The organism is Caballeronia temeraria, from assembly GCF_001544795.2.
Lineage (GTDB): Bacteria > Pseudomonadota > Gammaproteobacteria > Burkholderiales > Burkholderiaceae > Caballeronia > Caballeronia temeraria.
Window position 1 is genome coordinate 45,311 of record NZ_FCOI02000014.1, and the last position, 13,944, is coordinate 59,254.

Consider the following 13,944-nt stretch of genomic DNA (forward strand, 5'->3'; position numbering starts at 1 on the left):
TGCAACGCTCTTCCCGATGCACGCTTCGTTCCTCGATTTCCCCGCGCGGCGTCTCCTCGCCGCGCTCTCGCTGTGCGCCCTCGCCGCCTGCTCGAAGCCCGCCGAGCCGTGGCATCTGACCGACGTATCGGGCCATTTGCCGGACCTGGACTTCTCGCTCGTCGACGATGGCGGCGCGCCCGTCGACGGACAGTCGTTCGAGGGCAAGACGACGCTCGTCTACTTCGGCTACACGCATTGCCCCGACGTCTGCCCCGAAACGATGGCGCGCCTCATGCAAGTGCTGCAGCGGGTCGGGCCGGACGCGGACAAGACGCGCATCGTGTTCATATCGGTCGATCCGGCGCGCGACACGCCCGCGCTGCTGCGGTCCTACGTGCGCGCCTTCGACGACAAACACGCCGTCGGGCTGACCGGCACGGACCGCGCGATCGAGCGCGTCGCGCAGCGGTATCGCGTGGCGTATCAGATGGAAAAGCGCGATCCGGGCGGCGCGTATGAGGTCACGCACAGTTCCGCCGTCTATATCTTCGATGCCGCCGGTCACGCGCGCCTGCTCGCGACCGATCACGATTCCATCGACGCCATCGCGACCGATCTGAAGCGCGTGATCCACGCGAAGGACGCCTGACGATGAGCACGCTCCTCTATTGGCTCGATCCGTGGGAACCGTCGCCGACGGTCGTGATCGCGGTGCTCGTCGCCGGCATTCTGTTCGCGCGCGGCGCGCGGCATGCGCGCGTGTCGATCTCGCGGCGCATTGCGTTCTGGTTCGGGCTCGTCGCGCTGTACATCGCGCTGCACACGCGGCTCGATTACTTTTTCGAGCACGAATTCTTCATGCATCGCCTGCAGCATCTCGTGCTGCATCATCTCGGGCCGTTTCTGATCGCGTTGTCGTATCCGGGCCCGGCGTTGCGCGCGGGCATTCCGTTCGAATGGCGGCGGCGCTGGCTGCGGCCGGCCGCGCAGACGCGGATCGCGCGCGTGTTCTTCGATATCGTGTTCAATCCCGTGATCGCGGTGACGCTGTTCGTCGGGCTGATCTACTTCTGGCTGCTCTCGCCGATCCACTTCAAGGCGATGCTCGATTACCGGCTCTATCGCGTGATGAACTGGAGCATGGTCATCGACGGTCTGCTGTTCTGGTGGCTCATTCTCGATCCGCGCCCCGCTCCGCCCGCGCGGCTCGCGCCCGGCAGACGGATTCTCGTCGTGATCGCCGCGATTCCGCCGCAGATCATCCTCGGCGCGTACATTTTCTTCACGCCGCACGAGCTGTATCCGATCTATTCGATCTGCGGCCGCGCGTTCACGTGGATCACGCCGATGCGCGATCAGCAGGTCGGCGGCCTGCTGCTATGGATTCCCGGCTCGATGATGAGCGTGATCGGCGCGCTGATCGCGCTGCGCCACTGGCTGCGGCTCTCAGCGCGCTCGCGGCTGCAGAAGGAACGTGAACGACGCGGCGCGGGCGCGCCGGTCACCGGCCCGAAGGCCAGGACGTCATGATTCGAAGCCGGGACGACGCATCCAGACGTGCGGAATGCCGTCCTCGTCATGCACACCCGACGACGGCACGAAGCCGAACGCGCCGTAGAAGCGCTGCAGATGCGCCTGCGCGTGCAGGCTGACCGGCTGATCGGGCCATTGCTTCAGGATGTACTCGAGCGCGCGTTCGAGCATCGCGTTGCCGAGCTTGAGGCCGCGAAAATTCGCGGTCGTCAGCACGCGGCCGATGCGCACGTCCTTCTCGCTCTCGTCCGGATGGCCCGGCAACAGCACGCGCAGATAGCCCGCCAGCGCGGGACGCTTCTCGCCTTCGCCGTACGCGAGAAGATGCCACGCATCGATATCGAGCCCGTCGATATCGCCATACACGCAGTTCTGCTCGACGACGAACACGGCGCTGCGGGCCGCGAGCATGTCATAGACTTCGGTGGTCGTCAGGTCGTCGAAACGCTTCCAGCGCCATTCGAGTTGGGAGAGTGGATCGGTCATTGGAGTCTGTGTGGCAGAAGTATGGCAATTATGCCGTGCTGCGACTTGACGCGACGGGACGCTGAAACCGGTGAGCACCGTCGTCCGGAAAAGAAAAAAGCCCTGACGGATCAGGGCTTTTCAAGTGGAGGCGCGGACCGGAGTCGAACCGGTCTAAACGGCTTTGCAGGCCGCTGCATAACCGCTTTGCTACCGCGCCACAAGCGGTTTTGGTGTACACCGGCCATTTACCGGCTGAATCACCAAACAAAAAGGGAAGCTTTGCTTCCCCTTTGACTGGAGCGGGAGACGAGTCTCGAACTCGCGACCTCAACCTTGGCAAGGTTGCGCTCTACCAACTGAGCTACTCCCGCATTATCCTGCTGCACTACAACTACCGGTTTCCGATGCTTCGTTGCGCTTGCCAATTCAGCGCCGAAAACACCAGAACCTTCAAAATCTGGAGCGGGAGACGAGTCTCGAACTCGCGACCTCAACCTTGGCAAGGTTGCGCTCTACCAACTGAGCTACTCCCGCATTATCCTGCTGCACTACAACTACCGGTTTCCGATGCTTCGTTGCGCTTGCCAATTCAGCGCCGAAAACACCAGAACCTTCAAAATCTGGAGCGGGAGACGAGTCTCGAACTCGCGACCTCAACCTTGGCAAGGTTGCGCTCTACCAACTGAGCTACTCCCGCGTTTTACTGCTTTCTTTTGCTCTTGCTTCGCTTGTTGCGTCGCGTCGTGCATCAGAGAAACGAGATTATGTAGAAGCTAAAGAAGGCTGTCAACTGTTTTGTGCGAGGAATTTTTCGCTTCGACGCAACTTTTCGTGACAAGCTGCTTTGCGAGCCTCAGAGCATGCCGCCGCGCTCGCGGATCTGCGGCCATGCGAGCTTCATGTAGTAGAGCATCGACCAGACGGTGAGCACGGCGGCGACATAGATGAGCCACAGGCCCCACACGCGCGTGTCGACGACCCATTGCGTGCCGGCGATCTTCAGCGGCCCGTAGAACAGCAGCATCGGGATCGCGACCATCTGGCACACGGTCTTGAACTTGCCGAGCTGATTCACCGCGACGCTCTTCGATGCGCCGATCTGCGCCATCCATTCGCGCAGCGCAGAAATCGTGATCTCGCGTCCGACGATCACGAGCGCGATCACCGCATTGAGCCGCGACAACTGCACGAGCACGAGCAGCGCGGCGGTGACCATGAGCTTGTCGGCGACCGGATCGAGGAACGCGCCGAACGACGACGTCTGATCGAGCTTGCGCGCGAGGAAACCGTCGAACCAGTCGGTGAGTGCGGCGAGCACGAAGATGACCATGCCGAGCAGATTGCGATGCTCCGGGCTCATCATCATGTCCGGCAAATAGAACACGCCCACGACGAGCGGAATCAGCACGATTCGCAGCCACGTCAGGAGGATCGGTAGATTGAACGGCATGGGCGAAAGCGGTTGAGGGACATGTAAGGAAGCCGCCATTGTGCCGCGTCGATCCGGCGGTCACAAGGCGGCTCGACGGCGCCGCAGGCCTTGCGGCCAGCGCTGCGGCTCAATGCAACTGCCGATAAATCTGCTGCGCGAGCGCGAGCGAAATACCTTCGACGCTCGCCAGGTCCTCCACGCTCGCCGCCTGCACGCCGCGCAATCCGCCGAAGCGCGACAAGAGCCGCTGACGGCGTTTCGCGCCGACGCCTTCCAGCTCTTCCAGCCGCGACGTCTGCCGCGCCTTCGCCCGCTTCGCGCGCATTCCGGTGATCGCGAAACGGTGCGCCTCGTCGCGGATCTGCGCGACCAGCATCAGCGCCGCGCTTTCCTTGCCGAGTTCGAGCGCCGCGCGGCCGTCGGCGAATACCAGCGTTTCGAGGCCCACCTTGCGCCCTTCCCCCTTCGCGACACCCACCAGCATGCCGTGATCCAGTCCGAGCTCGGAGAAAACCTGACGCGCGATCTCGACCTGTCCCTTGCCGCCGTCGATCAGCACGATGTTCGGCAGCGTGCCGCCCGCGGCGACCGGCTCGGCGGCATCGGGCGTGACGTTGGGGTCGGCGGCGGCGTCGGGCTGCAGGGTCGTGGCCTCGTCGTTGGCGTTGGCGGCCGCCTGCGCGACCATCTTTTCGTAGCGACGCGTGAGCACCTGGCGCATCGCGGCGTAATCGTCGCCGGGCGTGATGCCGGTGATGTTGTAGCGACGATATTCGCCCGACTGCATCTTGTGATGGTGATACACCACGCACGACGCCTGCGTCGCCTCGCCCATCGTGTGGCTGATGTCGAAGCACTCGATGCGCAGTTGCGCGAGGTCGTCCATCTCCATCGAAAGCGTATCCGCGAGCGAGCGCGTGCGCGCCTGTTGCGAGCCTTGCTCCGACAACAGACGTGCGAGCGCGAGTTTGGCGTTGTTTTCGGCCATCGAGAGCCACGCGCGCTTTTGCCCCTGCGGCTGACGCAGCAGCGTGACCTTGTGGCCCGCCTGCTCGATCAGCAGATCGACGAGCTCGCGGCTCGACGGCGCATGACTCACGACGAGCACGGGCGGCACGCGATTGCCGATGTAATGCTGCGCCATGAAGGCTTCCAGCACTTCGGATTCGAGCGCGCCTTCGCGGGATTCGGCGGGATCGGCGCCGGTTTCCGTGGGCGCTTCGATATCGGCGGCATCATCGTCATCGGGCAGCTCGTCTTCATCGCCGAGCGCCATCGCGCTTTCGACATGCGCCGGGAAATACGCCTTGTCACCGAGATGCCGGCCGCCGCGCACCATCGCGAGATTCACGCACACCTTGCCGCCGAGCGCGACGACCGCGAGGATGTCGACGTCGCTCTCGCCGCCCACTTCGATCGCCTGCTGATGCAGCACGGTCGCAAGCGAGCTCATCTGATTGCGCACTGCCGCGGCCTGCTCGAATTTCAGATCCGCGGCAAACGCGTGCATCTTCTGCTCCAGCTCCTTCATCACTTCACCCTGACGTCCGAGCAGAAAGCGCGATGCGTTCGACACGTCGCGCGCGTAATCCTCCTCGTCGATCAGACCCGTGCACGGCGCGGTGCAGCGCCCGATCTGATGCAGCAAACACGGCCGCGTGCGGTTGCTGAACACCGAGTCCTCGCAGGTGCGCAACTGGAACACGCGCTGCAGGATCTGGATGCTCTCGCGCACCGCCCACGCGCTCGGAAACGGGCCGAAGTACTGGTTCTTCTTGTCGACGGCGCCGCGGTAATACGCCATGCGCGGAAACTTGTGGCCGGTGAGCTTGAGGAACGGATACGACTTGTCGTCGCGAAAAAGGATGTTGTAGCGCGGCGCGAGCGCCTTGATCAAATTGTTTTCGAGCAGCAGCGCCTCAGCTTCCGAGCGCGTGACGGTCGTCTCGATCTTGCGGATGCGCGTGACCATCATCGCGATGCGCGGCGAATGCAGCGTCTTCGTGAAATAGCTCGATACGCGTTTCTTCAGATTGCGCGCCTTGCCGACGTAGAGCACGTTGCCGTCGCCGTCGTAATAGCGGTACACGCCAGGCAGATGCGGCAATTGCGCAAGCGTCGTCTTCGGGTCGAAATCCGGTTGGGGAGCGTCGGTGTCAGTCATGCAGCAAGGGGACGGAGAAGCATCGGCACGGCTGCGAGCCGCGCCAGGCGCGTTATCTTAGAATCGCCAGTTTAGAACATTACGCCGCGCGCCTTCGTCCCCATGACTACGCTTTCCGCCGATCCGGAACTCGCCTGCGACATCTTCTGCGCGGTGGTCGACAATTTCGGCGACATCGGCGTGTGCTGGCGGCTCGCGCGGCAGTTGCACACGGAGCACGGCTGGCGCGTGCGCCTTTTCGTCGACGATCTGAAAGTCTTCCACGCGCTCTGCCCCGAAGTCGACGCCACGCTGCCGCGTCAGGACGCGATGGGCATCACGATCGAACACTGGCACGAGCCTGCGCACGCGGGCGACACGCTCGCGATCGCCGATGTCGTGATCGAAGCGTTCGCGTGCGAGCTGCCGCACGCGTACATCGCAGCGATGGCGCGCCGCGAGCCGAAACCCGTCTGGATCAATCTCGAATATCTGAGCGGCGAAGACTGGGTCGCGGATTTCCACATGCGGCCGTCGCCGCACCCGCGTTATCCGCTCGACAAGAGCTTCTTCTTTCCCGGACTCGGCAAGGGCACGGGCGGCGTGCTGAAGGAGCGCGATCTCGATGCGCGCCGCGAACGCTTCGATGCAAACGCGTGGTGGCGCGAGCGCGTGGGCATCGAGCGGCCGGGCGCCGAGAGCACGGTCGTCTCGCTCTTCGCCTACGAGAATCCGGCCGTCGACGCGCTGCTCGCGCAATGGCGCGACGGCGACGCGCCCGTGGTCCTGCTCGTGCCCGAGGGCCGCATCTCGGGCGCGCTCGCCCGTTTCTTCGGCGTGTCGAAGTTCGCGGCCGGCATGTCGGCGCACGCGGGCGCGCTGCGGGCGCACGCGCTCGGCTTCGTCGAACAGCCGCGCTTCGACGAGCTGCTCTGGGCCGCCGACATCAACTTCGTGCGCGGCGAGGATTCCTTCGTGCGCGCGCAATGGGCGATGAAACCCTTCGTCTGGCACATCTACCCGCAAGCCGACGACGCCCATCTGCCCAAGCTCGACGCCGCGCTCGCGCATTACACGCGCACGCTCGGTCCGTCCGCGCGCGAGGCCGTCGCGCGCTTCTGGCATGCGTGGAACGGCGCGGGCGAGCCGGACTGGGCGGCGCTGCAGTCGCATCGGCTGGAACTGGAGCGCCGCGCGGTGAAGTGGGCGAAGGAACTGGCGGGCATCGGTGATCTGGCCGGCAATCTCGTCGCGCACGTCGCTTCACGGATGGTCAGATGAATGATGCACCGCCACGTTTCGCGCGCGCCAATCGACTGGCCAAATAAGCAAAAACTCAGTTAAAATAAGCGGTTATCCGAGGAAGCAGGCCGCAATTTCAAATTTGCGCCGCGCAGGTCAGTCGCTCGAGTCAGACAAGACAGATCCCTCGTTAGCCCGAACTCTCGCACGGTGGCGTACCAAAGACCGAGGGCGCCGCCGTCCGATCGATTCATTCCAGGCATTCAAGCCAAATCCATTCGTACAGGACCCAGTTTTATGAAGACCGCACAAGAACTCCGCGTCGGCAACGTCGTCATGATCGGCAACGATGCCATGGTCGTGCAGCGCGCCGAGTACAACAAGTCGGGCCGTAACGCCGCTGTCGTGAAGATGAAGTTCAAGAACCTGCTGACCGCAGCCGGCATGGAAACCGTCTACAAGGCGGACGACAAGTTCGACGTCGTCGTGCTCGACCGCAAGGAAGTGACGTACTCGTACTTCGCGGACCCGATGTACGTCTTCATGGACGCCGACTACAACCAGTTCGAAGTCGAAGCCGAAATGATGGGCGACGCGCTCAACTACCTCGAAGACGGCATGGCGTGCGAAGTCGTGTTCTACAACGAGAAGGCCATCTCGGTCGAACTGCCGACCACGCTGGTTCGCGAGATCGTCTACACGGAACCGGCCGTCAAGGGCGACACGTCGTCGGGCAAGGTGCTCAAGACCGCCAAGCTGAACACGGGCTTCGAACTGCAAGTGCCGCTCTTCTGCAATATCGGCGACAAGATCGAAATCGACACCCGCACGAACGAATATCGCAGCCGCGCGTAAGCCTTACGCCCCTGCGGAGTCAGCCAGACGGCGAGTGCAACGCGCCGCCCGTTCGATTCAAAAAAAGCGCCCATCGCGGGCGCTTTTTCTTTTGCATGAATTTTTTGACAAATTCAGGCAAACTTTACCGGTCGCGCCCCGAATAGTCCTGAGCCCGATCGACCTGGTAATCCGCGCTTGGCCGGCGCAAAACGGTTTTATCGGAAAAATTAACTGCTTGGCACGATATCTGCTCGGTCCACCAGATCACGAATTCAGAGCCGACATGCAACGCACGACTTTCATCCAGAAGCGGTTTCTGATCGTCGCGGCGCTCGCGTTCTCCACCTTCGCTTTCATCGCCGGATGCAAAACCAGCCCGGCGTCATCGGCGAATACGAACGCGAATGCGGCCGGCGAAGTCGCCACCGACGACGCCGCGCTCGCCGCCCGCGTGAAAGCTGCGCTCGCCGCCGATCCGGGACTCAAGCCGTTGCCGGTGAGCGTCGCGACCTATCGCGGCGTCGTGCAGTTGTCGGGCTATGTGGATTCGGAGATGCAGATTCAAAAAGCGCTCGCCGTGGCGCGCGGCGTGCCGGGCGTGCAGTCCATCAGCAACGAGCTGCACCTCAGATCGCAATGACGCGCTTGCAGCACCCGATGACGAACGAGTAACGCAGGACAAAAACCGCAGCGGGGTACGCGCCGAACGCCGGAAAGCGGCGCGGTATTTCGCCCACGACACGCCGGGTCCCACGCGGAGACGGCGCATTACAGTCCACTTTGATACGTTGGTCCGCCATGCCACACGCACTGATTGTCGAAGACGATCCCAATAGCCTCTCCGGCCTCTCCGCGATCCTCACGGCAGACGGCTTTTCAGTCGATACCGCGACGACGCTCGCCGAAGCGCGCTCCGCCCTGACCCGCTTCATTCCGGATGTCGTGCTGATCGACTTGAATCTGCCGGACGGCAGCGGTCTCGACCTGCTGCCGAGCCTGCCGTCGCAGCCGCCCGATGGCGCATTGCCCGTCATCGTGATGACCGGCAATGCGACAGTCGAGAGTGCGATCGAAGGCTTGCGACACGGCATCTGGGACTATCTGCTGAAGCCGGTGAACATTCCGCGTCTGCGCAGCCTGCTCGCGCGCATTCCGCGGCCGTACGAGCTGACCGAGGAAGTCCAGTCCCTGCGTTCGACGCTGCGCGACCTCGGCCACTTCGGCGACATGATCGGGCGCAGCGCCGCGATGCAGCACGTCTACGACCTGATCGAGCACACCGCGCCGACCGAAGCCGCCGTGCTGATCTGCGGCGATCCGGGCACGGGCAAGAAGATCGCGGCGCGCACGATTCATCAATTGAGCCGCCGCCGCAAAGGCCCGTTCGTCACGTTCGATTGTGCCGCGAGCCGCAACGCGCCCGACGGCACGCAACGTTCGATGGAAAGCATTCTCTTCGGCCATGAGCGCAACGCGTTCGCGGGCGCGGAGAATCGCGAGCCGGGTCTGCTCGAACAGGCGGGCGGCGGCACGCTGTTCCTCGATCAGATCGATTCGCTTCCCCTTGCGCAGCAGGAAGCGCTGTTGCGCGCGCTCGATTCGCAGACCTTCATGCGCGTGGGCGGCAGCAACCGCATCATGACCGACTTCCGCCTGATCGCCGCCTCCCGCACGCCGATGCGTGAAGCCGTCGCGAGCGGCGCGATGCGCGAGGATCTGTTCCAGCGGCTGTCGGCGTCGTCGATCATGCTGCCGCCGCTCGCCGATCGCGACGACGACATCGCGCTGATCGCGGAAACGCTCGTCGATGAACTGAATCGCGAGAATCACATCGCCGGGATCACGAGCGGCTCGCCGAAGCGCATCAGTCCCGCGTTCATCCGCGAGTGCATCGCGAGCGAATGGCCGGGCAATGTGCGCGAAATGCGCGAGCGCGTGCGGCGCGCGTATCACGCGTCAGGCGAGACGATCGAGACCTTGCGCGTCGATGAACCGGGCGGACTCGGCGGACGCGGCCTCAACGGCAGCAGCGTTCAGGTGACGGTCGGCACCGCGCTCGCGGATGTGGAGGACATGCTGATTCGCGCGACGCTCGAAGCGGTCGGCGGCACGCGTCATCGTGCGGCGACGCTGCTCGGCATCAGCCCGAAGACGCTCTACAACAAGCTGCAGCGCATGAAACTGGAATCGTCGTGATTCCAGCGGCCTCAAGGAAAAGCGCCACGGAATCCGTGGCGTTTTTCGTTTACCCAAGCATCTCTTTGACGAGCGCACGCGCCGCCTGATACTCGGCCTGCGCCTGCAGCTTGCTCCAGCGCAACGCCTTGCCGCGCGGACGCATCTGCTTCAGGCGCTGCTCCGACGCCTTCGGCGGCGTATAGCGCAACTGCTCCAGCACCTTGCCCGCCTCTTCCGGCTGATTGCAGATCAGCACCATGTCGCAGCCGGCCGTGAGCGCAGCCGTCGCGGCTTCGGTGAGCGTGCCGCCCGCACGCGCGGCTTCCATCGACAGATCGTCGCTGAAGATCGCGCCGTTGAAGCCGAGCTTGCCGCGCAGGATGTCCTGCAGCCAGATGCGCGAGAAGCCGGCGGGTTTGTCGTCGACCTTCGTGTAGATCACATGCGCCGGAATCACCGACGCCAGCGACATGCCGAGCCAGTCGTACGGACGCACATCGGCGGCGAGGATGTCGTCGAGCGTGCGGTCGTCGGTCGGCAACGCGACGTGCGAATCGGCTTCGGCGAAACCGTGACCCGGAAAATGCTTGCCGCAGTTCGCCATGCCCGCGAGCGCGAGACCGTGCATCAGGCTCTTCGCGAGCATCGTCACGACGCGCGGATCGGCATGCAGCGCGCGATCGCGGACCACCTTCGACAGCCCGTAGTTGAGATCGAGCACCGGCGTGAAGCTCATGTCGATGCCGCACGCGCGCAACTCTGACGCAAGCACGTAGCCGAACGCGGTCGCCGCCTTCGTCGCGGCGAGCACGTCCTTGTCCCAGAGCTCGCCGAGCTTACCGGGCGCGGGCAGCGCGGTGAAACCATCGGTGCGAAAGCGCTGCACGCGTCCGCCTTCGTGATCGACGGCGATCAGGATGTCATCGCGTACCGCGCGGATCGCGTCGGTCAGCGCGACGAGCTGCGCGCGGTCCTGGAAATGCCGTGCGAAGAGAATGATGCCGCCGGTCATCGGATGCGTGAGGCGCGCGATATCCGCGTCGGAGAGTGTCGTGCCGGCGACGTCGAACATGACGGGGCCTGGAGTGCGTTTCATCGGATTCAATTGGCTTGTAGTGTTGGTTGGATTGAATTCAGGTGCGGTCCGGCGCGTGGTCCGGCACTTCCGCGATCACGAACGACACCGCGTAATCACGCTCGTCGGTGACCGTGACCTTCGCGGTGATGCCGCGCTCGTCGAGCCATTGCGCGAGTTCGCCGGATGCCGCGATCATCGGCTTTCCGCTCGGCTCGTTGAGCGTTTGCAGCGCGCGCCAGGTCATCGGCCAGCGCATGCCGAGGCCGATCGCCTTCGAGAACGCTTCCTTGGCCGAAAAGCGCGTCGACAGAAACGCGAGGCCGCGCACTTCGGAACGCGCGTTGCGCGCGTGATAGATGCGCAGTTCGTCGGGGCCGAGCACCTTCTCGGCGAAGCGGCCTTTGGTGCGTCTCATGACCGCCGCGACGCGGCTCACCTGCACGACGTCCGTGCCGATTCCATAGATTGCCATGACGTGCCCGCTCAGCGCGCGTTGGCCGCGGCGAGGCGCGATGCGACCATGATCGCCTTCATCTCGCGCACGGCGTTGTCCCAGCCGGCGAAGATCGAATGCGCGACGATCGCATGCCCGATATTCAGCTCGACGATGCCCGGCAGCGCGGCGATCGCCTGCACGTTCGTGTAGTGCAAGCCGTGGCCCGCGTTCACCTTGAGCCCGAGCGAATTGCCGAAATCGACGCTCGCCGCGACGCGCTCGAATTCGCGCTGCTGCTCGGCTTCTACGTGCGCTTCGGCATAACGGCCGGTGTGCAGTTCGATGACCGGCGCGCCCGTCTCTTGCGCGGCGCGGATCTGCGTCTCGTCCGGATCGATGAAAAGCGACACGCGCACGCCCACGTCCGCGAGCTGCTTGCACGCGGCCTTGACCTCCTCGAACCGGCCCGCGACATCGAGCCCGCCTTCGGTCGTCACTTCCTGGCGCTTTTCCGGCACGAGGCAGACATCGTGCGGCTTGATCTCGCATGCGATGTCGAGCATCTCGCGCGTCACCGCGCATTCGAGATTCATGCGCGTCCTGAGGAGCGGGCGCAGCGTGCGCACGTCGGCATCGACGATATGACGGCGATCCTCGCGCAGATGCAGCGTGATGACGTCGGCGCCCGCTTCCTCGGCGGCGAGCGCCGCGCGGATCGGATCGGGATAGGATGTGCCGCGCGCATTGCGCAACGTGGCGACGTGATCGATGTTCACGCCCAGATCGATCACGTTCGCAGGCGACGAGAGAAAGAAGCTCATAGTTTTTGCAGGTCGATCAGTATCTGACGGGTGGCGAGCGGCGTGCCGCCCAGGTAATGATTCAGCAGAAAGCGCATCAGCGTCTTGCTCTGCGCGGCGGTCTGCGGATTCGTGTAGTCGTCGCGCTCCATGTCGATGAGCGTCTGCCCCGAAATCACCGGCCACTGCGCGGGGAGATCGTCCGATGCTTCGCGCACGCCGCGATCGGGATCGAAGACATAGCGGGCATCGGCCACGACCGGCTGACGGGTGACCGTGCGCAGGAGGTTCATCGCGTAGCCGGTTTCGCGCAGCAGCACGCATTCGAAGGAACGCAGCACTTGCGCGGCAGGCTCGTCGTGCGCGAGGCGCGAAAGGGTCAGCACGTAGTGATTGAAGAGCGCCGGATGCGCGTCCTCGCGCGCGCAGAATTTCACGAGCAGTTCGTTGACGTAGAAGCCGCAGAGCAAGGCGTCGCCGGCCAGAGGCAGCATGCCGCCGACCCATTCGGCGGTCGTCAGCGTGCGGACTTCGCCCTTGCCGGTCCACGACAGTCCCAGCGGTTGAAACGTCTGCAGCACGCCGCGCAGCGCGGAGTGCGGACGCTTCGCGCCCTTTGCGACGAGCGCGACGCGGCCATGATCGCGCGAGAACACGTCGATGATGAGACTCGTCTCGCGATACGGATAACTGTGCAGCACGAACCCCGGCTGCTCGGCGACACGAAAGTCGGAACGCGGCTTTCTCGGCGCGTCCTGCGCGACGGACGCCGGCGCCGATGCCGCACGGCGGCGCTTCGGCACGGCGCGCGCAGCCGGGCGCTCGTCTGCGTCGAAGTCGTCGTCGGGACGATCATCGGCGGGCGCAATCATCCGGGCGTCGTTCGGGCCGTCGTCCATGCATCACTCGTAGCCGTATGCGCGCAGGCCCGCTTCGTTGTCCGCCCAGCCGCTCTTCACCTTGACGAAGGTTTCGAGATACACGGGGCCGTCGAAGAGCTTCTCCATGTCGAGGCGCGCTTCGGTGCTGATCTGCTTCAGCTTCGCGCCTTTCTGGCCGATGATCATCGCCTTGTGCATGTCGCGATCGACGAGAATCGTCGCGAACACGCGGCGCAGACGCCCTTCGGTCTCGAATTTGTCGATGAGCACCGTGCTCGTGTACGGCAGTTCGTCGCCGGTCCAGCGAAAGACTTTTTCGCGCAGGATTTCGGCGGCGAGGAAACGCTCGCTGCGATCGGTCAGGTCGTCTTCGCCGTAGATCGGCTCGCCTTCCGGCAGATACGGCTTTACGACGGACATGAGCCGCTTGATGTCGTCGACGTTCTTCGCCGACAGCGGCACGATCTCGCGGAAGTCGCGCAAGCCCGCCATCTGCTGCATGAACGGAAAGAGCGAACCCTTGTCGCCGACGCGATCGAGCTTGTTGGCGATCAGGAGCGTGGGCGTGCCGGCCGGGATCAGATCGAGCACTTTCTGGTCGTCGGGACCGAAGCGGCCCGCTTCGATCACGAAGAGGATCGCATCGACGGACGTGAGCGTCGACGTCACCGCGCGGTTCAGCGAGCGGTTGAGCGCGCCGCTGTGGCGCGTCTGGAAACCGGGCGTATCGACGAAAATGTACTGTGCGTCGTCGAACGTGTTGATACCGGTGATGCGGTGGCGCGTCGTCTGCGCCTTGCGCGAGGTGATGCTCACCTTCTGACCGACGAGCGCGTTCATCAGCGTCGACTTGCCGACGTTGGGACGGCCGACGATCGCGACCATGCCGCAGCGGAAACCGGAAGAAGTAGGAGCGTTCATAGATGTGTGCGGC

General features: G+C 64.1%; 14 protein-coding genes and 4 tRNA genes. 6 read left to right on the plus strand and 12 right to left on the minus strand.

All coding sequences use genetic code 11. The features are described from left to right. Window positions 1–16 precede the first annotated feature (16 nt). Together AWB76_RS20485 and AWB76_RS20490 are read left to right on the plus strand one after the other, a co-directional pair. Window positions 17–631 carry an SCO family protein gene (locus tag AWB76_RS20485; protein WP_061161984.1) on the plus strand — a complete coding sequence of 205 codons (615 nt, stop codon included), beginning with the start codon at window positions 17–19 and terminating at the stop codon, window positions 629–631. A 2-nt stretch (window positions 632–633) separates the two neighbouring features. Further along, entirely contained in the window at window positions 634–1,512 is an 879-nt protein-coding gene (locus AWB76_RS20490) for a cytochrome c oxidase assembly protein (RefSeq protein WP_061161985.1), read from the plus strand. Here AWB76_RS20490 and AWB76_RS20495 read toward each other — a convergent pair. The 7 genes from AWB76_RS20495 to uvrC form a co-directional block, all read right to left on the minus strand. Then, the gene (locus AWB76_RS20495; protein WP_061161986.1) at window positions 1,507–2,001 is read right to left on the minus strand and encodes a GNAT family N-acetyltransferase; all 495 of its coding nucleotides are present in this window, start codon (window positions 1,999–2,001) and stop codon (window positions 1,507–1,509) included. The genes AWB76_RS20490 and AWB76_RS20495 overlap by 6 nt on opposite strands. A gap of 125 nt (window positions 2,002–2,126) precedes the next feature. Further along, window positions 2,127–2,200 (minus strand) — tRNA-Cys (locus AWB76_RS20500). A 78-nt stretch (window positions 2,201–2,278) separates the two neighbouring features. Further along, window positions 2,279–2,354 (minus strand) — tRNA-Gly (locus AWB76_RS20505). Window positions 2,355–2,441: 87 nt separating this feature from the next. Beyond that, window positions 2,442–2,517: transfer RNA gene (locus AWB76_RS20510), tRNA-Gly, on the minus strand. A gap of 87 nt (window positions 2,518–2,604) precedes the next feature. Beyond that, window positions 2,605–2,680, minus strand: a tRNA-Gly gene (locus AWB76_RS20515). Between the two features lie 156 nt (window positions 2,681–2,836). Beyond that, complete coding sequence (gene pgsA / locus AWB76_RS20520) at window positions 2,837–3,433, minus strand: CDP-diacylglycerol--glycerol-3-phosphate 3-phosphatidyltransferase (protein WP_061161987.1); 597 nt, start codon at window positions 3,431–3,433, stop codon at window positions 2,837–2,839. A gap of 109 nt (window positions 3,434–3,542) precedes the next feature. Next, window positions 3,543–5,579 (minus strand): excinuclease ABC subunit UvrC, encoded by a 2,037-nt coding sequence (gene uvrC, locus AWB76_RS20525; RefSeq protein ID WP_061161988.1) that lies wholly within the window; start codon window positions 5,577–5,579, stop codon window positions 3,543–3,545. Window positions 5,580–5,681: 102 nt separating this feature from the next. Between uvrC and earP the strand changes: the two genes are divergently transcribed. The 4 genes from earP to AWB76_RS20545 all read left to right on the plus strand — a co-directional run bounded on the left by earP (window position 5,682) and on the right by AWB76_RS20545 (window position 9,833). Next, window positions 5,682–6,839 carry an elongation factor P maturation arginine rhamnosyltransferase EarP gene (gene earP / locus AWB76_RS20530; RefSeq protein WP_061161989.1) on the plus strand — a complete coding sequence of 386 codons (1,158 nt, stop codon included), beginning with the start codon at window positions 5,682–5,684 and terminating at the stop codon, window positions 6,837–6,839. 258 nt (window positions 6,840–7,097) lie between these two features. Then, on the plus strand, window positions 7,098–7,655 hold the full coding sequence (gene efp, locus AWB76_RS20535; protein ID WP_008342076.1) for an elongation factor P: 558 nt from the start codon (window positions 7,098–7,100) through the stop codon (window positions 7,653–7,655). A gap of 265 nt (window positions 7,656–7,920) precedes the next feature. After that, on the plus strand, window positions 7,921–8,277 hold the full coding sequence (locus tag AWB76_RS20540; RefSeq protein ID WP_061161990.1) for a BON domain-containing protein: 357 nt from the start codon (window positions 7,921–7,923) through the stop codon (window positions 8,275–8,277). A 158-nt stretch (window positions 8,278–8,435) separates the two neighbouring features. Then, window positions 8,436–9,833, plus strand: coding sequence for a sigma-54-dependent transcriptional regulator (locus AWB76_RS20545; protein ID WP_061161991.1), 1,398 nt, complete (start codon window positions 8,436–8,438; stop codon window positions 9,831–9,833). 49 nt (window positions 9,834–9,882) lie between these two features. Here AWB76_RS20545 and nagZ read toward each other — a convergent pair whose 3' ends face one another. Genes nagZ through era form a run of 5 tightly spaced genes read right to left on the minus strand, consistent with a single transcriptional unit; the run spans window position 9,883 to window position 13,931 of the window. After that, window positions 9,883–10,911: a beta-N-acetylhexosaminidase gene (gene nagZ / locus AWB76_RS20550; protein ID WP_061161992.1), complete on the minus strand. Its 1,029-nt coding sequence runs from the start codon at window positions 10,909–10,911 to the stop codon at window positions 9,883–9,885. Window positions 10,912–10,948: 37 nt separating this feature from the next. Beyond that, window positions 10,949–11,365 carry a holo-ACP synthase gene (acpS, locus tag AWB76_RS20555; RefSeq protein ID WP_061161993.1) on the minus strand — a complete coding sequence of 139 codons (417 nt, stop codon included), beginning with the start codon at window positions 11,363–11,365 and terminating at the stop codon, window positions 10,949–10,951. A gap of 11 nt (window positions 11,366–11,376) precedes the next feature. Then, window positions 11,377–12,150, minus strand: a complete 774-nt coding sequence (gene pdxJ / locus AWB76_RS20560; protein ID WP_061161994.1) for a pyridoxine 5'-phosphate synthase — start codon at window positions 12,148–12,150, stop codon at window positions 11,377–11,379. Next, window positions 12,147–13,028, minus strand: a complete 882-nt coding sequence (gene recO, locus AWB76_RS20565; protein WP_074171378.1) for a DNA repair protein RecO — start codon at window positions 13,026–13,028, stop codon at window positions 12,147–12,149. Before recO ends, pdxJ begins: the two co-directional genes overlap by 4 nt. Window positions 13,029–13,031: 3 nt before the next feature. Further along, on the minus strand, window positions 13,032–13,931 hold the full coding sequence (gene era, locus AWB76_RS20570) for a GTPase Era (protein ID WP_061162099.1): 900 nt from the start codon (window positions 13,929–13,931) through the stop codon (window positions 13,032–13,034). Between the last annotated feature and the right edge of the window lie 13 nt (window positions 13,932–13,944).